The organism is Desulfothermobacter acidiphilus, from assembly GCF_052073645.1.
Lineage (GTDB): Bacteria > Bacillota > Desulfotomaculia > Desulfotomaculales > Ammonificaceae > Desulfothermobacter > Desulfothermobacter acidiphilus.
Map to the genome: position 1 here is coordinate 306,313 of NZ_CM125440.1, position 19,686 is coordinate 325,998.

At 56.1% G+C, this 19,686-nt stretch carries 19 protein-coding genes; 13 read left to right on the forward strand and 6 right to left on the reverse strand.

Annotated elements, in window-relative coordinates; translation table 11 throughout:
• Positions 1 to 2: 2 nt before the first annotated feature.
• A complete protein-coding gene (locus ACTLLP_RS01595; RefSeq protein WP_441060100.1) occupies positions 3 to 1,397 on the forward strand; it encodes a MurT ligase domain-containing protein in 1,395 nt (464 codons plus the stop codon).
• Complete coding sequence (locus ACTLLP_RS01600; RefSeq protein ID WP_441060102.1) at positions 1,369 to 2,100, forward strand: type 1 glutamine amidotransferase; 732 nt, start codon at positions 1,369 to 1,371, stop codon at positions 2,098 to 2,100. The genes ACTLLP_RS01595 and ACTLLP_RS01600 overlap by 29 nt, the downstream gene beginning before the upstream one ends.
• A gap of 24 nt (positions 2,101 to 2,124) precedes the next feature.
• On the opposite strand, the gene ACTLLP_RS01605 is transcribed toward ACTLLP_RS01600, so the two are convergent.
• A complete protein-coding gene (locus ACTLLP_RS01605; RefSeq protein WP_441060104.1) occupies positions 2,125 to 2,577 on the reverse strand; it encodes an Hsp20/alpha crystallin family protein in 453 nt (150 codons plus the stop codon).
• Positions 2,578 to 2,717: 140 nt separating this feature from the next.
• Here ACTLLP_RS01605 and ACTLLP_RS01610 point away from each other — a divergent pair, with 140 nt between their 5' ends.
• Together ACTLLP_RS01610 and ACTLLP_RS01615 are read left to right on the forward strand one after the other, a co-directional pair.
• Complete coding sequence (locus ACTLLP_RS01610) at positions 2,718 to 3,332, forward strand: DUF3786 domain-containing protein (RefSeq protein ID WP_441060106.1); 615 nt, start codon at positions 2,718 to 2,720, stop codon at positions 3,330 to 3,332.
• Positions 3,316 to 3,861: an NUDIX domain-containing protein gene (locus ACTLLP_RS01615; RefSeq protein ID WP_441060108.1), complete on the forward strand. Its 546-nt coding sequence runs from the start codon at positions 3,316 to 3,318 to the stop codon at positions 3,859 to 3,861. Before ACTLLP_RS01610 ends, ACTLLP_RS01615 begins: the two co-directional genes overlap by 17 nt.
• Here the strand turns inward: ACTLLP_RS01615 and ACTLLP_RS01620 are convergent.
• Positions 3,852 to 4,466: a septum site-determining protein MinC gene (locus tag ACTLLP_RS01620; protein ID WP_441060110.1), complete on the reverse strand. Its 615-nt coding sequence runs from the start codon at positions 4,464 to 4,466 to the stop codon at positions 3,852 to 3,854. The two genes, ACTLLP_RS01615 and ACTLLP_RS01620, sit on opposite strands and share 10 nt — an antisense overlap.
• Before the next feature lie 181 nt (positions 4,467 to 4,647).
• Between ACTLLP_RS01620 and galT the strand changes: the two genes are divergently transcribed.
• Positions 4,648 to 5,673: a galactose-1-phosphate uridylyltransferase gene (galT, locus tag ACTLLP_RS01625; protein WP_441060112.1), complete on the forward strand. Its 1,026-nt coding sequence runs from the start codon at positions 4,648 to 4,650 to the stop codon at positions 5,671 to 5,673.
• A complete protein-coding gene (gene glgA / locus ACTLLP_RS01630) occupies positions 5,666 to 7,156 on the forward strand; it encodes a glycogen synthase GlgA (protein ID WP_441060114.1) in 1,491 nt (496 codons plus the stop codon). Before galT ends, glgA begins: the two co-directional genes overlap by 8 nt.
• 30 nt (positions 7,157 to 7,186) lie before the next feature.
• Here glgA and ACTLLP_RS01635 read toward each other — a convergent pair whose 3' ends face one another.
• Positions 7,187 to 8,995, reverse strand: coding sequence for a flagellar assembly protein A (locus tag ACTLLP_RS01635; RefSeq protein ID WP_441060116.1), 1,809 nt, complete (start codon positions 8,993 to 8,995; stop codon positions 7,187 to 7,189).
• 118 nt (positions 8,996 to 9,113) lie between these two features.
• On the opposite strand from ACTLLP_RS01635, the gene ACTLLP_RS01640 reads away from it, so the two are divergent.
• On the forward strand, positions 9,114 to 10,385 hold the full coding sequence (locus ACTLLP_RS01640) for a SpoVR family protein (RefSeq protein WP_441060118.1): 1,272 nt from the start codon (positions 9,114 to 9,116) through the stop codon (positions 10,383 to 10,385).
• On the opposite strand, the gene pstA is transcribed toward ACTLLP_RS01640, so the two are convergent.
• The 3 genes from pstA to ACTLLP_RS01655 all read right to left on the reverse strand — a co-directional run bounded on the left by pstA (position 10,320) and on the right by ACTLLP_RS01655 (position 13,081).
• On the reverse strand, positions 10,320 to 11,204 hold the full coding sequence (gene pstA, locus ACTLLP_RS01645; protein WP_441061563.1) for a phosphate ABC transporter permease PstA: 885 nt from the start codon (positions 11,202 to 11,204) through the stop codon (positions 10,320 to 10,322). The genes ACTLLP_RS01640 and pstA overlap by 66 nt on opposite strands.
• Positions 11,204 to 12,067, reverse strand: a complete 864-nt coding sequence (pstC, locus tag ACTLLP_RS01650) for a phosphate ABC transporter permease subunit PstC (protein ID WP_441060120.1) — start codon at positions 12,065 to 12,067, stop codon at positions 11,204 to 11,206. The genes pstA and pstC overlap by 1 nt, the downstream gene beginning before the upstream one ends.
• 132 nt (positions 12,068 to 12,199) lie before the next feature.
• Positions 12,200 to 13,081, reverse strand: coding sequence for a phosphate ABC transporter substrate-binding protein (locus ACTLLP_RS01655; protein WP_441060122.1), 882 nt, complete (start codon positions 13,079 to 13,081; stop codon positions 12,200 to 12,202).
• Between the two features lie 313 nt (positions 13,082 to 13,394).
• Here ACTLLP_RS01655 and ACTLLP_RS01660 point away from each other — a divergent pair, with 313 nt between their 5' ends.
• The 6 genes from ACTLLP_RS01660 (at position 13,395) to hpf (ending at position 19,683) form a co-directional block, all read left to right on the forward strand.
• Complete coding sequence (locus ACTLLP_RS01660; RefSeq protein WP_441060124.1) at positions 13,395 to 14,558, forward strand: DUF2225 domain-containing protein; 1,164 nt, start codon at positions 13,395 to 13,397, stop codon at positions 14,556 to 14,558.
• Between the two features lie 147 nt (positions 14,559 to 14,705).
• Entirely contained in the window at positions 14,706 to 16,010 is a 1,305-nt protein-coding gene (locus ACTLLP_RS01665) for an HD domain-containing phosphohydrolase (RefSeq protein WP_441060126.1), read from the forward strand.
• 166 nt (positions 16,011 to 16,176) lie between these two features.
• Positions 16,177 to 16,551, forward strand: a complete 375-nt coding sequence (locus ACTLLP_RS01670; RefSeq protein ID WP_441060128.1) for a YlbF/YmcA family competence regulator — start codon at positions 16,177 to 16,179, stop codon at positions 16,549 to 16,551.
• Between the two features lie 118 nt (positions 16,552 to 16,669).
• Entirely contained in the window at positions 16,670 to 18,379 is a 1,710-nt protein-coding gene (locus tag ACTLLP_RS01675) for a sensor domain-containing diguanylate cyclase (protein WP_441060130.1), read from the forward strand.
• Positions 18,380 to 18,410: 31 nt separating this feature from the next.
• The gene (locus tag ACTLLP_RS01680; protein ID WP_441060132.1) at positions 18,411 to 19,097 is read left to right on the forward strand and encodes a ComFC family protein; all 687 of its coding nucleotides are present in this window, start codon (positions 18,411 to 18,413) and stop codon (positions 19,095 to 19,097) included.
• Between the two features lie 58 nt (positions 19,098 to 19,155).
• Positions 19,156 to 19,683, forward strand: coding sequence for a ribosome hibernation-promoting factor, HPF/YfiA family (gene hpf / locus ACTLLP_RS01685; protein WP_441060134.1), 528 nt, complete (start codon positions 19,156 to 19,158; stop codon positions 19,681 to 19,683).
• The last annotated feature ends 3 nt before the right edge of the window (positions 19,684 to 19,686 follow it).

A 19,686-nucleotide genomic window follows, 5' to 3' on the forward strand; every position in this document is an offset into this window, starting at 1 on the left:
TAATGTCGGCACGGCAACTCCTTGCCTTGTGGGCGGGCAAAATCACGGCCAAGGTTTCTTTGCTAGCGGGAGGGAGAGGGTCCTCCCTACCTGGGCGGGTGGCGCTGCGCTTCTGCCCGTCTATCATAGATGCTCTAGCCCAGGAAATGGGAACCAGGGTCATCGTGGTGACCGGCACCAACGGTAAAACCACCGTGAACCATATGCTGACCACCTTGTTCAGTTCTCTAGGCTATCGGGTGGTGGCCAACCGTGAGGGGGCCAATATGGCAAGCGGGTTGGCTTCAGCCCTGGTTCGCTCGGCTTCTTGGCGGGGAAGGTTAGACTCGGATTGGGCTTTGTTGGAGGTGGATGAGGCCAGTTTTCCCCGCTTAGTGCCCGAGCTCCGCCCAGCCATGATCGTGGTCACCAATTTCTTTCGCGATCAGCTGGATCGCTATGGAGAACTCGACCACGCGGTGGAATTGATCCGCTCCACCCTAGCTCGTCTCCCTTGCACCAAGCTGGTTCTGAACGCTGATGACCCGTTAGTGACCAGCTTGGCCTTTAACAATCACCCTGCGCTTTTTTACGGTATAGGAGCTCCCGTTCGCCGCCCGCTTCAGGAGGAGGGCTGTCGTGAAGCCCGGTTTTGCCCCCGTTGCGGGTGCGAATTAATCTATCTGTATTACCACTACAGCCAGCTGGGGGCCTACCGTTGCCCTGGCTGCGGTTTTGCTCGCCCTGCGGCTCAAGTGGAAGCTTTGGAGGTACGGCTAACCAACGGCCACCTTTTGAGCCGGGTTAGGGTGGGGGACCGGATGTTAGACTGCCAGCTACCAACCCTGGGGTTTTATAACCTTTACAATGCGCTGGCCGTTTTGGCCGTGAGCTGGTGGTTAGGCTTGGCACCTGAGAGAGTAGTGCAAGAACTCTCCCATTATTTGCCTGCTACTGGGCGATTGCAACATTTCTGGCATGGAGACCGGCAGGTTTATCTTAACCTAGTAAAAAACCCGGCTGGTTTTAACGAGGGTTTGCGGCTGCTGGGGTTAGCCTCGGGAAGACTAGACGTGTTAATGGCTCTCAACGATAATGAAGCGGATGGCCGCGATGTGTCCTGGATATGGGATGTGGATTTCGAGAGTTTGTTGCCGGCGGAAAAGATAAATTCCGTGATTTGTTCGGGCCGTCGGGCGGCGGATATGGCGTTACGCTTGCATTACGCGGGGGTGCCAACTCGTAAAATCCGGCTCTGTCCAGGGCTTGATCAAGGGGTGCGGGAGGTTCTGGGTGGTTCGGCCAGGGTGGTGCATCTTCTGGTCACCTACACTGCTTTGTGGCCCGTAGAAAAATTGCTCAAGCGCTATGTGAGAGAAGAGGGTAGCAATGCTGCGGATTTGTCATCTCTACCCTGATTTACTTAATCTTTATGGCGACCGCGGTAATATATTGGTCTTGCTGCAGCGCTGCCGGTGGCGAGGAATTCCGGTTAGCCTGCGGGAAGTACGCTACGGCGAACCGGTGGATCTTGCGGAGGTAGATTTGCTCTTTTTAGGAGGGGGTTCGGACCAGGCACAGCGTATAGCGGCGGAGGATCTAAGTAGCCGAGCTGCGGATTTACGGGACGCGGTGGAAAAGGGTCTGGTAGTGCTGGCGATTTGCGGGGGCTACCAGCTGCTGGGTCATTATTATCGGCTGCCCGGAGGCGGGGAGCTGCCAGGGCTGGGTTTGATCGATTTCTGCACCGAGGCGGGGCCAGAACGCCTAATAGGGGACATAGCAGTGGAAGTTATATTAGGCGGGAGAAAGCAAATCTTATGCGGTTTTGAAAACCACTCTGGCCGCACCTATCTGGGCCAGGTTAAGCCGTTGGGGCGGGTGCTGCGGGGATTCGGTAACAATGGGCGGGACGGCACGGAAGGGGTCAGATATCGCAACGTGTTCGGGACCTACCTCCATGGACCGCTACTTCCCAAGAACCCGGCTTTGGCTGACCACCTTATCAATCTGGCCTTGCAGCGACGGGGTCTGAGGGTTGTGCTACCTCCCCTACGGGATTTCTGGGAAAAAGAGGCTCGCCGAGTGATCCTGCGGCGCTTGCACCTGCCTGAGCAATGAAGGAGCCGGCCGAGGCCGACCTCCTTAATGTACTTCCACTTTGACCCATTTCTTGCGACTGGCTTCGCTTTTGGGCAGGTGCACCTCTAAGACGCCGTCGCGGTAAGTAGCCCGAACCTCTTCGGGTTTGACTTCGGCGGGCAGGTTGAAGGTGCGATGGAAGCGCCCGTAGTAGCGTTCGTGGTGGTAAACCCCTTCCTGGGTGCAAGCGGCATCGCGTTGCACTTCTCCCCGAAGGGTGATGCTGTCTTCGCTAACGGCGATTTCGAGGTCTTCCTTGGGTCTAAGCCCTGGCACCTCGGCGACCAGGATAACCTCGTCCTCAGTTTGGTAGATGTCCACCCGTGGATAGCAACTGCTTTCGCTCCAATTGCTTCTCCAACCCAGAACCGGACGGATGGAATCCCACAGGCGATTCATTTGCTCGCGTAGGCTGCTGATTTCCCCGTAAGGATCACGTCGTAGGCGCCCGTTCATTCTTACCCCTCCCAAGGTGAGCTCAGATTTTTTCTTTCTCACTATGCCCTGTAGTGGTGGTAGATATGCGCAGGACTTTGGCTATCCGGTGGCGAAACTGACGAATTGGAGATAAACGGGTACCGAAGGAGGAAAATCCCGTGCTTAAAACTCAGGCGTTGGAGCAAGCTCTTCTGATGGCTCGGGAGGAGTTTGCCCGTCGCGACCGCCAAAGCATGGCCCTGCGGGCCGGAGTCCAGCTGGACCAGGAGCAGCGCTTAATTATTCCTTTTTTCGGCAAGACGTATTGCCTTCCCCCTTCTGGGCGCTCCTTGCCCGTGCTAGAGGAGATCCTGCTCTTACACTACGTGACGAGGGCCGCTGGCATCTTGCCGGAGGGGGAGTGGCTGTCCTTTAAAGAACTCCCCGGCGGGTTTAATTACCGCGAACCCTTCGCCCGGCGGGTGCTTAATCCTTTGCTTAAGTTCTTTGCTGATCGGCCAGAGGCGCTAATAGAAGCGGGCATCAGATTGGGAGGACAGCGCCTCCCTATGGGGGATGCAGCGGTGTGTTTGCTGCCTCTGCCCCGTTTGCCCCTGGCCTATGTGGTGTGGTCGGGAGACGAGGAGTTTCCTCCCCGGGCCACGGTGCTCTTCGATGTCACCGCTCCTGCTTACGGGAGCACCGAAGATTGCGTGTGGCTAGCTCAGCTAGGTGTAGGCTATCTGACGGCGGCGCTACAGGGAGGTGGACCGGACAGTGTCCCAGCTTTATGAGCGTTGTCTAAGTTCCCGGACGGTGTTTCAGGGCCGTCTGCTGAAGGTACGGGTAGATACTGTCCTGTTACCGGACGGGCGCACTTCCACCCGCGAGGTGGTGGAGTACTCCGGTGCCGTGGCTATCGTTCCTTTAACAGAGGCGGGCGAGGTGGTCATGGTGCGGCAATATCGCTACCCGGTGGGACGAGAGCTCTTGGAGATTCCGGCGGGGAAAATAGAAAAAGGAGAGGCCCCTGAACTCTGCGCCCGCCGGGAGCTAGAGGAAGAAACGGGTTGGGGAGCTCACTCTTGGAGGTTGATGGCTACTTTTTACTCTACGCCCGGGTTCACCAGCGAGCGAATGCATCTTTTTTTAGCCCGCCAGCTCTACCCAGCTCAGAGGGCGCCCGACCGAGACGAGTTCCTGCAAGCCGAGCAACTCCCCCTGGATCGAGCTCTGGCATTGATCGAACAAGGGGAGATTTGCGATGCCAAGTCGATCTGCGGGCTTTTATGGGTGAGCCGGTGGCTCTCGGGTCAGCGGTGAGGGAAAAGGGGGTCCAAAAGGATATTATTCCCTTGGAGCCGTGCCTTGACCATGTGAAGGGTGACGGTGAAAGGAGGGGCGGATACACCCGCGATGCTCAGCCTTAGGGGTGCGAAACGGTACGCCACCACCACTGCCGAGGTGCAGCCCTGGTTACCAGCTTGCACTTCTCCTAGGAGAGTGCCGCATACCACTACGCTGCCGCTGGCCGTTACTCGAGCTCCTGGATGCACATCGCCCAGGATTACGAGATTGGTGTCGCTCAATATCTCCTGCCCCGCCCGTAGGTGTCCCCGGTGCAGATGAGCGTTGCCCAGATCGGCGGTCATGGATGGGGGGAAGGCGGAGGTGGGGGAAGAGGCGGGTGAACGGCATCCCCCGTACACCAGCCCATACTGGGAAGCCAGTTCTACCAGCTCTCGCTCTTGTTCGACCGGAAGTTCCCGTCTAGGGTGAAGGAGAAAGCGAGCTCCTTGAAAAAAATCGCGGGCGCTGTCCAAATGGCGCTTTAGACCCTGTTTCCAGTCTTCAAAATCGCAGCCAGGGTCTAGAAAAATCACCAAGCCTTCGCGGGTTCCTTTGATGCTGATGCTGGAGCGTGCCATGATCCCCCTGCTTTAGCCTTTTTTCTTGCGGTTAAGATCAGAATTCGCCGTCTCGAGTTTTTTTCCTGCCAGAAAGCGGAGATTATCGAATCGACTCCGCGGTGGTACTGGAAAGGAGTCGAGCGGGGTAAATTATTAATGCCGGAGCGGGCATATTGGGGACGTAAAGGAGAGGTGAACTTTGCCAGAATGGCGTAAAGATTCTGTTGTCGATCGTTGGGTGGCGGTGAGCACCGAAAGGGCCAAGCGTCCCACGGATTATCGCCCTCCTCTGGAGCGAAAGAAAGCCGAGCGCTGCCCTCTTTGTGTGGGGCACGAAAGCGATACCCCACCCGAGGTTATGTCCTTCCGCAATCCGGGGTCCTTTCCTGATCAACCTGGCTGGTGGGTGCGAGTAGTGCCTAACAAATTTCCGGCTTGCCGCGTGGAGGAAGAAAACGTGGTGCGCGGTGTCGGGCCTTACTACTGGCGTTGCGGGGTAGGGGCGCACGAGGTAATTGTCGAGACTCCGGAACACGTGGATAACCTGGTGGATCAGAGCGAGCGCCAAGTGGCCGAGGTCATCTGGGCCTGGCGCGCCCGCCTGCTAGATTTGCGGCGGGATCCGCGCTTTCACTATATCCAAATTTTTAAAAACAAGGGTTCGGTTGCGGGAGCCTCGCTGGAGCACGCTCACTCCCAATTGGTGGCTCTCCCCATGGTGCCGGCTGAAATCCAGGCAGAGCTCGCCGGGGCCCGACGCTACCGGGAAGAGAAGGGCAGGTGCGTTTTTTGCGATCTTTGGAGTTATGAACTCCAGGTGGGCGAGCGCGTGGTGGAGGAAAACAGCGAGTTTTTGGCCTTCGTACCTTACGCGGCTCGCTTTCCTTTCGAGATGTGGCTGGTACCCAAGCGTCACGAACCCGATTTTGGGACCATTGGAGAACAGGAGGTGCGTGCTTTGGCCTCCATACTCCGGAGTTGCCTGCGTCGCTTGGCGCAGACGGTTTTTGACCCCCCGTATAATCTGCTTCTCCACACCGCTCCGGTTAATGTGCTGGAGCCAGTGGATTATCATTGGCACATAGAGATTCTACCCCGTCTCACCATTATGGCCGGTTTTGAACTCGGCACCGGCTACTATATTAATCCCACTCCGCCAGAAATGGCGGCAGCGGCTTTGCGGGAAGCCACTGCGGAGGAAAGGAAGGTGAGCCCGTTTGTTTGATCGTGCCTTAAAGATTCTTTTCGTGGCTTCGGAAGCCGTTCCCTTTGCTAAGGTGGGGGGTCTGGCCGATGTGGTTGGCTCCTTGCCCAAAGCGTTAGCCGTGGGTCCGGACGAACGTCACAACGATGTGCGCTTACTGTTGCCCCATTACAAAAACATCGATGAGACCGAGTACCTCATGGATTTTCCCGTTCCGCTAGATCAACGATTGGAAACCTGCGTTTTGCGCCAAGGGAAACTGGAAGCTCACTGGCGGGGGGAGCATCGCTCTCTCCCGGTCTATTTTGTAAGTAATTACCACTATTTCTGGCGTGACGGAATTTACGCTTTTCCCGATGACGCGGAGCGTTTTGCCTTCTTCTGCTGGGCGGCATTGGAGCTTTTGCCTCGTCTCAACTGGCAACCGGACATTATTCATTGCCACGATTGGCAGACCGCTCCCTTACCGCTGCTGCTGCGAACGCATTACCGCGCGCATCCTTTTTACCGGGACATCGCTACGGTGTTTACCATTCACAATCTCCAATACCAGGGTAATTTCCCCTGGGAAACTATTAGCCTATTTCGGCTAGGAGACGAGTATTACCATCCTGAGGCGCTTGAGTTCTACGGCCAATTCAGCTTCATGAAGGCGGGATTGCTTTACGCCGATATGATCAGCACGGTGAGCCGCACCTATGCGCGGGAGATCCAGACCCCAGCTTACGGGGAGCGGCTAGACGGGGTCTTGCGCCGTCGCGCGCGCGACCTTTACGGCATTGTCAACGGGATCAACTACCACGAGTTCAACCCTAAGATTGACCCGCGCTTGCATCGCAACTACGGACTGGACAATCTGGAAGATAAGCGGGAGAATAAATACGCCTTACAACGGGAGATGGGTCTCCCAGTTAAGGAGGTACCGCTTTTAGGGATTGTTTCTCGCCTGGTGGCGCAGAAAGGGCTGGATCTGGTAGCGGAGGTAGCGGGAGAGCTAATGCATCTGGAAGTGCAGCTAGTGGTTCTCGGAACCGGTGACGAATATTACCACCGGCTCTTTCAGGAGTTGCAGCGACGTTACCCGCAAAAGGTGGGGCTTTACTTGGGCTTCAACCCAGTTCTAGCCCAGCGCATTTACGCTGGAGCCGATATTTTCCTCATGCCTTCTCGCTTTGAGCCCTGCGGTCTGGGTCAGCTTATTGCTATGCGCTACGGTGCCATCCCCGTGGTGCGGGCTACCGGAGGGCTAGCTGACACCGTTCAGGAATTCGATCCGGCCACTCTATCGGGTAACGGCTTCGTCTTTCGTGAGTACCACGCCCGCGAGTTTTACCGGGCCATCGCCCGGGCGCTGAAACTTTACCGTGACCATCCGGATTCCTGGCAGCGTTTGGTGCGTAACGCTATGTCCTGCGATTTTTCTTGGGCTCGCTCGGCGGCCGAGTACCTGCAGCTTTACCTGGAAGCTCTTAGCCGGCGCCTGGCCGAGGTGCGCATCGCTTAGTGGCTTTGCTCGTTGGCGCGCGCTTAAAGCCTAAGTATTCTCCTGGTCGGGAGCCCAGCTGATGCCTATCACCTCCAGCCGCCCACTGGAGGAAAGGCCCACCTTGATTTCGCGTAGGGGAGTGGTGAGCTCGGTTACCTGTTTGCCGGCTTGGATGATAACTCCGGGATAAGCTTTTTTCAGCTTGATTCGGTGGGGGGCGGGAGCAACGATTACGGTTTTCACTCCCAAGTCGGAGCCAGCCACATTGATGGCTATCTCTTCCTGAGCTTCGGCCCTCCCGCCGCGCAGAATCCCTTCGACTCGGACCTTGCCCCCGGCGCGCAGGATGGAGTTGTAAGCTCCCTGGCCGGTGACTAGGATGTCGCCAGTGGCTTCCAGTACGCTGTTGAGTGCGTAGCGGATCACTATGCGCGCTTTGCCTCCCGTTAAATATTTCTCCAATTCTTCCCGGCCTAGATGCAATTGCTGCATTCCTTCCTCTAACTCCCGCAGTTGATCTGGCGGGGAAAAGCGGATGGCGTTTAAGGCCCGCTGCACTTCTTGCAGGCCCGACAACAGGGGAGAGGGGAGTTCACTTTTCTGGCGCTGGGCGGCTTCAACTTGTTTGCTTATTTCTCTGAGAATTTGGAGGAGGCGAGAATATTTGCGCTCCAGCAGGAGCAAGAAGGCGGTGCCCGCCTTCAAAGGGCGTTTCTGAGAAGCGGCGTGCCGTTGCAGGTCAGCGGTGGCCTCCATAGCTTCTCGCAGTAAGGCCCCGAATTCCTGAAGCGACGAGAGGAGTTGAGCGTAGACCACTACTGCCCCACCGGCACGTACGGTGCTGGCTATGACGTTGCCGATAGTGACATCCCCTCTAGCTTCGATGAGAGCGCTGGCCACTTCCCCCTCCACCCATACGCTGCCACCGGCTCGGACTTCCATGCTTTCGGCCACATTGCCGCTAACTTTAACGTTGCCAGCGAATTTAACGTTGCCGGTGCCCATGTCCACATTGCCCTGGATTTTCAGCAGGGGCTCCACGGCGAAGTAGTGACGGTTGCCGCGCTGCCGATAAACAGGCTTGCCGTCGATGGTCGCTAACACGCTCAAGCCGTCGGGGGCTAGCTGCGCTCCCGGTCCCGCTTCGAGTATGGCCTCTTTAGGGGGGCGGGGGGGAAGGGGTTGGCCGTCTACTCCCCACCCAGGCTGGCCCGGTACGGCTGGTTTTTTTATTCCCAACACACAGCCAGCAGCTACGGAGGGGAAGCGTTGCAGTTCGCGATAGTCCACCCGGCCATTCTCCGTGACCACCGGTCGTCCCACTTCTCGGGGACAGCAGCTGGCCTCCACCTCCTCGTCCTGGGGGGGAGTGGGTGGCTGTCCGGTAGCGATGAGAAAACGTCCTTCCTGGGGCTGGCGGTAGAGTTCGTCGATCACCTCCAAGAGTAGGCCCCGCTGCACGCCTTTTTCGGCCAGCAGGCGCAGCAACTCTTCCTTGCTTACAGGAAAGAATTTTTCTTCTCGATCCTGGGGCTGTAGCACCACACGCGGTCGCGGCGGGAGGTCAGGGAGGAAGGGGATTAGGCGGCGGCCTAGCTGCACTTCCAGCCAGGCTTGCAATTTATCCGCTGTTATCAGCACCTGAACTTTGCCCGGCTCCTCCCGAGCCGGGGGAAGGACGATTTCCACATGGTCTTCGGGGCGGATTTCCACCGGCTCCTGGAACTCCTCCCCGTTCACTCGGAGCTTCACTCCTTCCCCGGGGATAACCAGTGCTGGGGCTGACGCTGAGCCATGCACGTGAAGGCGTCCATCTTTAAGGTAAGCCTGTCCTGTCACCTGTCCTTCTCTGGCCATGCTCTAGCTCCTCGCGGTGTCATTTTTGCGAAAATTCGACATTAAGCGCCCTTTTCCTCCCTCGCCGAGGTCATAGGACGGTTGTCAAGGGAATAAATGTATTACGGAGGTGGCTTCCATGGCCGTGGCAGAGTTGGAAAGGGTGCTGGCAGATTTAATTTCCTGGGCACGGGCTGAAGGGCTGGATTTCTCCCCTGTGCGCGTGCAGCTTTGCTCCACTCGGTCACTGGCTGCCCTGGGAGCTTATGGGGTCCCGGAGCGTTTTTCTCATTGGAGTTGGGGCAAGGCTTACCAGCGTCTGCTTTGGCGTTGTCGCCTGGGGCTCAGTCGGATCTACGAGTTGGTGATTAATAATGATCCCTGTTACGTCTTTATTCAGGAAAGGAGAGGAATCCTGGAGTACCGCTTGATTTTAGCGCACGTGCTCGCTCACGGAGATTTTTTCCGCCACAATTTTCGTTTCCGCCAGCTGCCCGCCGATATGCTTCAGCGGATGCGGGGGCACTCCCTTCGTATGAGCTATTTTATCGAGCTTCACGGTAGGGAAAGGGTGGAAGAGTTTCTGGAAGCAGCGCTGTCTTTGCAAGAGCAGGTGGACCCTGACTCCACGCAGGGGGAGTGCAAAGATCTATTGCTTTTTCTGCAGCAACGCGCCCCAGATCTGGAGGAGTGGGAGCGAGAAGTGCTGGAAATAGTGCGCCAGGAAAGTCTCTACTTCTGGCCTCAATTGGCCACCAAGATTCTCAACGAGGGCTGGGCCACTTATTGGCATACGCGCTTGATGCGGCAATTGCCTCTCACCTGGGGCGAAGCAGTGGAATTGGCCCGCTGGCAAGCCCGCCTATTGTCTCCTTATTCCCACAGTATTAATCCCTACTTGCTAGGGCTACGGCTACTAGAAGACATCGAGCGCCGCTACGGTCGTGAAAAGATCTTCGCGGTGCGGGAAAGTGAGGACGACGTGTCCCTGGTGCGGAACTACCTAACTCCCGGCTTGGTGCGGGCTTTAGATCTTAAACTCTGCCGATGTCGAGGTGAAAATCGGGAGTTGGTAACCAGCGAGCCTGAAAAAGTAAAGGAAGCTTTATTGCAACGCTTGATCTACTGTGGCTCCCCTTACATCAGGGTGAAGGATGGTGATTACCGGGGAAAGGGCGAGCTCTATCTGCAGCACATTTTTGATGGCCGGGAACTCGACCTTTCCCATCTGGAGCGCGCCCTTTCCCACGTTTATTTTATTTGGCGCCGTCCGGTTCACCTAGAAACGGTGTTGGGGCGGCAGCGGGTGCTTTTTTGCTGTGAAGGAAAACAGGTTAGCCGTCGGCTAGTGACCTGTAAGGCGGATAGAAGCGCGACGTGCCAACCAGCGGGCCAGGAAATTGAAAAGTAAAACGATAATCACCAGAACCGCCGAGGAGCCATCGGCTACCCGGCGAACATCGGGAATAATGGATTCGGAATTTACCTTCCAGATATGTACCGACAGGGTTTCTCCCGGGCGCAGGGGGTTCCAAGGACAGGTGGGACTGGTAATGTCCCATTGGTGGAAATCCAGTCTAGGAGTAGTTAGACCAGCGGTGAAAAGCAGGGCGGCAGCTTCTCCCATGATCCGTCCAGAAGCTAGAATGATGCCGGTTAATAGCCCTGGTAGGGCGGAAGGCAAAACCACCTTGTAAATGGTCTGCCATTTGCTAGCTCCCAGGCTGAGACTGGCTTCCCGTAAATCGTGAGGGACGTTGTTGAAGGCTTCTTCGGTAATACGGACCACCAGTGGCAGGTTAAGGATGGTGAGGGCCAGTGCTCCGGCTAAGAGGGAGTAACCCAGTCCAAGTGTGGTGACGAAGAACAACAAACCGAAAAGTCCCACTACGATGGAGGGGAGCGAGGCCAGGGTCTCGATGCTCAGACGTATGGAGCGGGTGAGCTGGGTTTCTTTGGCGTACTCGGACAGATAGATGCCAGCCAAAATCCCCAAAGGGCCGACCATTAGCAGGGCCAAAAAAAGGAGGTAGAAGGAGTTGAAGATATTAGGGCCTATCCCGCCGCCGGCCCGGATGGTAGCTGGCTCACCGGTAAGAAATTTCCAATCGATGACCCGCAGGCCGTAGTACATGATGTAACCCAAGAGCGAAACCAGCACCGCTACTACCACAGCAGCTCCCAGCCAGAAGAGCAGAGTGGCCAGTCGATTTTTTAAATGGGCGTTGATCATTTGGCTACCCCCCATTTACCTACGAAGCGCACCAGAATAATAAACAAGAAAGAGGTGATCAGCAAAATTAGCCCCATGAACCATAAAGCGTCGCTCCAGAGCGAGCCTTGGACGGTATTCCCCATATACATCGTTATACCGCTGGTGAGGGTGATGATGGGGATGAGAAACGATGTGGGGAGGTTGGGAATGTTACCTATCACCATCTGTACCGCCAAAGCTTCTCCGAAGGCACGGGCCAGAGCCAAAACCACGCCGGTGAGAATGCCAGTTCTCGCTGCTGGGATCAGAACCAGCCGTATCATTTGCCAGCGGGTGGCCCCCAGGGCATAAGCTGTCTCACGTAGGATGTGCGAGAGGGCGCGCAGAGAGTCAGTGGACACGCTGGCGATAGTGGGAAGAATCATCACCGCAAGTACCAGCACTCCGGCCAGCAGACTAAAGCCGGTACCCCCTAGGTAGTGACGGATGAAAGGTACCAGCACGCTCAATCCCACGTAACCGTAGACCACTGAAGGGATGCCGGCCAAAAGCTCTATCACTGGCTGTAGCACTCTTTGCCCTACCTGTGGGGCTATTTCGGAAATAAAGACCGCCACCGCTATACCGAACGGTGTGGCCAGCAACGCCGAAAGCACGGAGACCACTATGGAACCGTATAAAAAGTTGAGGATACCCACCTGGGGACCGCCTTCCGATAAAGGGCGTTCCGGGTGCCAGGCGGTGCTGAATACGTTACTCAAAGGAACTTTGTGAACGAAGAATAAGGACAAGCCCTTCCAAGTTAAGAAAGCGATAATAGCCAAGGTAGTAATGACGGTAAGGGCAGCTGCGGGATAAGTGAGCCCGTATCCTAGCACTTCGCGCTTGAAGCCGGAATGAAGTCTAGCTATAGCTTGCTTCCTCCTTTCACCAGGTGGATTCAATGAAAATGAAGCGGGGGTAGGTCTTGCTCGCGTAATGCCTCCCCCGCTTCCCTTCCGAAAGGTTAGTTAAGGCTTGTACTCCACCTTCATCGACGTTATGGGGAAGTAATGCAATTTCTTAACGGTTGTCTCCTGAAATTCTTTGCTCAGAACAAAATCGATAAAGGCTTTGGTTACCTGGTTGGGCTCACCCTTGGTGTAGTAGTGTCCGTAAGACCAGAAGGTATACTTGCCCTCGGAGATGTCTTTTTCGTCGGGAGCGGCACCGTCTATCTTTAGAGCTTTAACCTTGCTGTCGAGGTAACCTACTCCCAGATAGCTGATGGCTCCCGGCGTTTCGTTCACCATTTTGTGAATGGCGCCACTGGAATCGGATTCAGCCACTCCTTTGCCGGGTTCCTTACCATCCATGACGCGCTTGATGAAGGTGGCCCGAGTTCCCGAACCCTGGGGCCGATTGATAACGGCTATTTTGAGATCGGGTCCGCCCACTTCTTTCCAGTTAGTGATTTTGCCGGTAAAGATGTCCTGAATTTGCTGTTTGGTAAGGTTGTCCACGCCCTTGACATCAGGGTTGACTACCACAGCGAAGGCCTGCACGCAGATTTTGTGGTCTTTAAGAGCAGCCGCGTCAATACCCGACTTTTCCTGCGCGAAGATATCGGAAGCGCCAATGTCACACGCCCCTTGGCTGACTTGGCTCAGACCTGTGCCGCTACCGCCGCCCTGGACAGTGACCTGCACCTCCGGGTTTTTAGCCATAAACTGCTTGGCAGCTTCTTCCGAAAGCGGCATCAACGCTGTGGAACCTACAATGGTTATGGTGCCTTTTAGCGCGGTCGGCGTAGCCGTACCCGGGGTGGTGCCACTAGGTTGTTTGCCTCCGCAACCAGCTACCGCGGCCACGAGGAGACCCAAAACGGAAACCAATGCCCACCATTTTTTCATCGACTACAATTCCCCTCCTTAAGGCTTTTTAAACGGGTTTGGCCCTGCTTTTCTGCTGTACTTCAGAAGTTCAGGCCGGATTTCCTTCCCTCCCTCCTGCCGCATTGTGTTTGCACATCGTGGTCATTGTACTATAGCTTTGTTAAGTTTAGGTTAAACCAGAGTTAATTTAATATACTTCTCGCTTCCGGCGCTGCGGCAGCAACCTTTAGCTGGAAAATCGAGGCTGACGACTCAAGTTTACTCCGATGATTTCCGAAAATCATGTTAAGCGTGTAGGGGAGCGAAGATCTATTAGCGGGGGTCGAAGCTTTTGAAGTCCAGCGAACGTCTAATAGCTTGGCTCAAACAGGTTCCTTTGCTCGAACTTTTGCCTAATGGCTCGCTGGCTCAATTGAGCCAGCGATTCCAGGTGGTGAACATTAAGAAAGGGGAATCCCTGCCTCTTAAAGGCGGGGTGATTATTTTGCAGGGCAGGGGTGTGATTTCTTACCCAGATCGCACCACCATCGGCGGGCCTGGAACGGCCGTGGGGCTGCTTTCACTTTTGGGTGTGGAGGTAAAGGGTTCGCTCCGTGCTCTGGAAGATACGGCGGTGCTAATCATTGGGGAGCAGAATTTACGCGCTTTGCTACTGTCTCACCCCGAAATAGGCGTGGACTTGCTTTACAGCTTGGCCGCGGCGTTGGAGCAACGAGGGGTTTCTCTGGACCGGGTGGTGCCTCCGGCTTCAGAACCTAGAGTAGAATCTAAAGAGGATAGGCCACCAGAACCGGCGTCCGCTTCCGAGCGCGACGAACCCTTTTACTACAAAGATTTCACCTGCCCTTTCTGCCAGGCTTCTTTTCCCTCTTTGGCGCTGAAGTCTCGCTTCCTCCGGGTGGCCAAGATCGATGCCGACTTTTTGCCTTACTATGAGGGTGATTTCAACCCGCTCTTTTACGAGGTGCTGGTTTGCCCCCATTGCGGTTTTGCTTTTACTGAGGAAATTAGAGAGATTAAACCGCGCTTCCGCTCCCAGGTCGAGGATTGCTTGCGTGACCTCCCTGTTGCCGGCAGAGATTACGGTGGGCAGCGTGACTGGGAGACGGCTTTAGAAGCTTTTTACCGCCTTTCCCGCTGCGCGAAAGCTTCTGGAGTGAGGAAAAGTCTGTTGGGCAAGATTTATCTGAAGATAGCCTGGCTTTATCGTTTAGCCGAGAAGGAAGAGGAGAAGGAGTTTTTAGAGAAAGCTAGAAATTCTCTGCGAGAAGCCTTTGAGGAAGAGCGTATGGGAGGAGCGGAAGCCGAGCTCAACCTCATGTACCTTCTGGGAGAACTTAGCTTTCGCCTTGGAGACCGTGATCAGGCAGCGCGATGGTGGGGAATGGTCTTACACCATCCTCAACGGAACGCCCAACCCCGCATTCTGCAGCGCACGCGCGAGCGCTGGTACGAGCTCAGAAAGGAAGGGGAGCTTGTCCGAGAGGACACTTGAATGCTGTCTAAAACTCCTGGAGTTGATCTCGGCGCGTCGACTCGATGCTCAGCGCATGGCCATTTTCCTGGCTTCTCTGGTGGAATCCGGTGCGGCAACAGCGGGTCGGGCGGTGCGAGAAGATACAGATGAAGAACTCTGGTTTCCTTGCTCCCTCTCGGCCGAGGGGGGATAAGCAGCGACTTCTACTTGCAGGACCTGGAAGGAGATCGCGGCTGGCAGGTGAGCCTTTTCTGGAAGGAGGGAGCTCCGCGAGCCCAAGAAACGCTAAGGAAATTGATATGGCGCTTTCAGGGCTTACGGCAGCGCGAAAGCAGGTGCCGGCGGATAGCGTGGCGGGGAGCGGCCTGGCGCAAGTTGCTGGGAGTCTTGCTCTTATTGGCCGAGCACTTGGAGACGAGACAGGTGTTGGTTTACGCGGCGCGTTGGAGCGCTCGTTTGGTGGAAGCCGATTATTCTTTTATCCGCCTTTATAATCCGAGCACGGGGAGGCTCGATTTGGTTGCGGCCTGGGGAGTGGAGCCTTCCAGCTTACCTAGGGAAGTGGCTGAGTTGCCAGTGGAAGAAACACCGGTAGGCCAAGCCTTCCGGGAAGGACGGCCGGTGGTTTGGGTTCCGTCTGCGACCAAATTCACTTTTTCTTACCTCTACCGCATGGGCATCAAGAGCGGAATAATCCTCCCTATTAAGTTCCGAAGTGAAGTTCTGGGCACCATTTCCGTTTACAACGGAAGCGAGCGGTCTTGGCAGCAGGAGGAAGTGGAACTTCTTCGGGCCTTTGGTATAAGCGCTGGCCTGGCCGTGCGTCGAACCCTCACTGTGCAGCGGCGGGAAGAACTCTACCGCCATCTCCTAGAAGCGCTGAGTCTGGCTTTTGAAGCTCGAGATCCTTACACTTTGGGCCACTCCTGGAGGGTGGCAGTGCTGGCTCGGAGAATAGCATTGGATATGGGCTTACCCCGGGATCTGGCGGACAAAGCTTACCTAACGGGGTTGGTGCACGATATAGGAAAGATAGCGGTACGAGATAGTGTGCTAACTAAGCCGGGTCCGCTTAATGCGGAGGAGTGGGAAGAGATTAAGAAGCACCCGGTGGTGGGGGCTGAGATTCTGGCCCGGGTGGGTATGGAAGAAGATATCGTATTAGCTGTGCGTCATCACCACGAGGATATAAGTGGCAGTGGTTACCCAGCGGGTCTGAAAGGTGGGGAGATTCCCGTGCTGGCCCGCGTCATCCGGGTTGCTGATACTTACGACGCTTTGACTTCTAGGCGCCCTTACCGCGAGGCTTGGGCTCACGAGGCTGCGCTGCGTGAGATTAGGCGGCAAGTGCCCGGGCAACTGGATGCGAAGGTGGTTCAGACGCTTGTACGGATACCGAAAGAGCATATTAAGGAATTATTTTCCAAAGTGGGGGGGGGGGGGGGTAAATTTTACTTTGGTTGTAGATAATGGAATGCCGGTTTGGTACCGGAAGTTCGCGCTAGGCGTGTAAACGAGTTGCAGGTTGCCAAGGGAGGTGACGATCGATATAATAAGACCAATCTGGGCTGTTAGGACCCCTCGCTGGATCCGATTGGTGGTGATGGGGGGGACCGGCAAGGGGGGAGGTGAAAGAATGTCCATGGTGTTAACCAAGGCTCTGGAGTTGGGAGCTGCCCTAAGTGAATGCGACGAACTGCAGGCGGTAAAAGAGGCTGAGCAGGCCATGCTGGAAGACTCGAGCGCGCGGGCGCTGATTGAAGAGTTTCAAAACTGCCGCCAGGAGATAGAGTGGGCCAAGATGCAAGGTATGGACCCTACGCCTGAGCAGGAAGCAGCTTTCCGCTCGGTGCGCGAGCGCATGGGAGAGAATGCCTATATCTCCCGTTTTCTGGAGGCACAGGATCGCTTCGAGAAGGTGCTCCAGCAGGTAAACCAGATCATCAGCCACGCCCTTTATGGCGGTGGCTGCGAAGGCGGTTGCGCTGGCTGCAGCGGTTGTGAAGACTAGTGATCCTCCATTCAAGAGGGGGAAAAGGGAACTCCCGTCTAGAAGGCGGGAGTTTTTGCTTATTCTGGGCAGGAATTTGGCCGAATGGTGTCGAAAAGCGCAGCAGGTGGTTACTGCGATGCGTGGGCGGCGCTGGTTTTTCGTTTTTTTGCTCTGGGGGGTTACGGGTACCGGGGTAGGGCTGCTGGTCAGCACGGTGAGGAATCTAAGCCAAGATTTAGTAGCCGAGCTCCTGTTATTGCTCTTGATATGGTTGGTGGCCGATTTTCTGGCAGTACCCATAGGCGGGGGGAAACTCACCGCCACCTGGTCCCTCTTGCTGGCTTCTTTTTTGAAGGGAGGAGTTCCAGCCGCTTTGTGGCTGGGGGGATTGGCCACCTTCCTGGCCCATCGTTTAACCAGTGAGGACAGCTGGCGCACTAGCCTTTTCAATGCGGGCCAGGTGGTGGTGGCTAGTTATGCTGCTGCTTGCGTCTTTCACTGGTTGGATGGCAAACGCTCCTTTCCCGATGTTCACTTGCTTCCTGCAGCGCTATCTTTCGCTTTGGTCTACTTTTTGCTCAACCACTTGCTGGTGCGCCTGTACTACTGGGGACGACCCCGGCTAGTCCCCGTTCCTTGGCAAGAAAATTTAAAATGGGACGCTTTTTCTTACCTCTTCACCTTGCCCATCGGCTACCTGATGGCGGTGTTGTGGTTCCGGGTGGGGTTCGGGTTGGTGCCTCTAGTTTTTCTAGCGGTTCTATGCTTTCAGTTCTTGCTCCGCTGGTGCTTGGGTTACCGCCTGGAGAGTCAAAGTTTTGCTTTGATGCAGCGGCTTACAAGTGAGTTACGGGATAAAGATTCGGTGGAGGAAGCGTGTCACGCGGTTCTTCAGCTATTGCAGCGATTCCTCTCCTTCCGCACCGGAGCCGTATGGCTGCGCTGGCAGAGGCAAGGACCTTTTGTCTGGCTTGCCGGCGTGGGGCCTTGGAGCTCATTGGGACAAGGCATTCGCTTTCGGCCGGGTGAGGGATGGCTTGGAGAAGTGGTGGCTAACGGTGAGCCAGTGGTAGTAAGCGACACAGGTACCGATCCTCGCCTGCGGGGCGAAGAGGATTTTTTTCGCGCCGAGCGCGTGGTCGTGGGCTGGCCTCTGCTGGTGGATAAGGAACCGGTAGGAGTACTTTTCCTAGGTGGGAAAAGCACCACTTTTCTTTCCCCGTTAGCCTTTGCATTGCTGGTGCAGGTTACTGATCACTTAGCCTTATATTTGGCCCAATGGGTGTGGCGTCATAGGTGGCATTGTTTTCGGCAGCGCGACCCTTTACTGCCAGACGTGTGGAGTCGCCCTGCTTTTTTGCAACGCTGGCGGGAAGAGTGCCAGCAGGCGCTAGATAATCATGAGCCTTTAGCTCTCTTGCTAGTAGACGTAGATGGCCTGCGTTCGTTAAACTGTCGTTACGGACCCATGGTGGGGGACGCGGTTTTGTTCGCTTTGTGCCAATTGCTGATGCATTTGTCGGGCTTGGGCAGGATGGTGGCTCGCTACGGCGGGGATTGCTTTGCTATCTTGCTGCCGGGAGCGGCAGAGAAGGTGGCTCAGGAGTTAGCGGAGAAAATAAGACAAGAAGTAGAAAACCGCAGCTTCACCGTACGGGGAAGTCACTCGCCTTTGCACCTGCGGGTCAGCGTGGCGGTGACTATTTTCCCTGCCGATGCGGGCGATTTTGCCACTGCGCTACAGAAGGCGGAAAAGGCGCTGGCGGAAGCGAAAGCGCGAGGAGGCAACCAGGTGGTGATGGCGGCCGGTGTTAGGGGGGTGAAGTTCTTTAGGCGCGAAGATTAAGGAATGGTGGTTCAATCTACATCGGGGTATATTGGATCTGCTCTTTCCCCTCTCGGGCTGTTGCCTTTGCGGGGAGGAGAGCGAGGAGGGTTCTTTATGCTCTACGTGCCAGGATTTTTTGCGGCGGGCAGCTACGCTCAGTTTCTGCCCCCGCTGCGGGCGCTTCGGACGGGGAGAGACTTGCTCCGACTGCTGGATTTCACCCCCCTCTTTCATTCTCTGCCGCGCTCTAGGTCCTTACGAAGGTCCGCTGCAACGGGCAGTTCACCGCTTGAAGTATGGGGGGAAGCGAGAGGGAGTGGAGTATCTAGGTCGTCTCTTGGCCGAGTTGGTGGCAGGGAACGCAGCCTACGCCGGGGTCCAAGTGGTGGTGCCTGTGCCCACTACATTGCAGCGGCGCAAGGAGAGGGGTTTCGATCAAGCCGAGTTGCTGGCCAAGGAGCTGGCGCGGGAGTTGGGATTGCCGCTGGACTGTTGTCTGGAGAAAACCGGCTCGGTTCCCCAAACCGGTTTGTCCCGCGCGGAACGGCGGAGAATCTCGCGTAGTTCTTTCCGCCTTCGTTCCGCCATTCGTTTCCCGGGCAGCGCGGTGCTGCTGGTGGACGATGTGCTCACCACCGGTAGCTCGTTGGCCGCAGCTTCCCGAGTTCTGCTCGCTGGCGGCGCTGCCGAAGTGTCGGGGGTGGTGTTGGCGGCGGCTCGGATTATTGACGATTGATTTTCGCTCTGGAGTTTGCTATCGGATAGGCTATAACTTTGCAAGTGAGGTGGGTAGATTGAATCTTACAGTGAGAGGCAAGAACATCGAGGTTACCGAGGCATTGCGCCAATACGTGGAGAAGCGTTTAAGTAAGCTGGAGCGCTTTGCCAATCATTTGGACGAGGCCCAGGTAGTTCTATCGCTGGAGCGGGGACAACATCGGGTAGAGGTCACCATGAATATGAACGGGATGATTCTCCGAGGTGAGGAAGCCACTCACGATATGTACGCGGCCGTTGACCTGGTGGTGGAGAAGCTAGAGCGTCAGATCGAGCGCTATAAGGGTCGGATTCTCCGGCGCCGGGGCGAAAGCGCTACTCCGTTGGCCCCTCCTCTGCCGAGTTCTCCTGAAAAAGAGGAGGAGTTCAAAGTGGTCCGGGTCAAGCGCTTCACTTGGAAGCCCATGAGCGTCAAGGAAGCGATTTTGCAGATGAACCTTCTGGGCCATAGCTTTTTCGTTTTTACCAATGCGGATACCGATCAGGTTAATGTGGTTTACCGGCGCCATGACGGGCATTACGGGCTGATCGAGCCAGAGAGCTAATGG